The organism is Paraburkholderia sp. SIMBA_027 (assembly GCF_046535315.1).
GTDB lineage: Bacteria > Pseudomonadota > Gammaproteobacteria > Burkholderiales > Burkholderiaceae > Paraburkholderia > Paraburkholderia tropica.
Map to the genome: position 1 here is coordinate 1 of NZ_JAWRWY010000218.1, position 351 is coordinate 351.

The 351-nt window shown below is 61.0% G+C and carries 1 protein-coding gene; it reads left to right on the forward strand.

Annotation, left to right across the window (positions count from 1 at the left end; genetic code table 11):
* Positions 1–351: GH25 family lysozyme (locus SB764_RS38845; RefSeq protein WP_410866589.1), on the forward strand; the 351-nt coding region annotated here is incomplete at both ends.

The following is a 351-nucleotide window of genomic DNA, read 5'->3' on the forward strand; positions in this document are numbered from 1 at the left end:
GCGACCGAAGGCAAGGATCGCGTCGATCCGCGCTTCAGCGAATACTGGCAGCGCGCCCGCGCCGTCGGCATTCCGCATGCGCCCTATCACTTCTACTATTTCTGTTCCTCCGCAGACGAACAGGCCGACTGGTTCATCCAGAATGTGCCGAAGGAGGCGATGCGCCTGCCGCCGGTTCTCGATGTCGAATGGAACGGCGAATCCAAGACCTGCCGCCTTCGCCCGGATCCGGCCACCGTGCGCTCAGAGATGAAGCGGTTCATGGACCGGCTGGAAGCTTATTACGGCAAGCGGCCGATCATCTACACCTCCGTCGATTTCCACCGCGAGAATCTGCAGGGCTATTTCCAG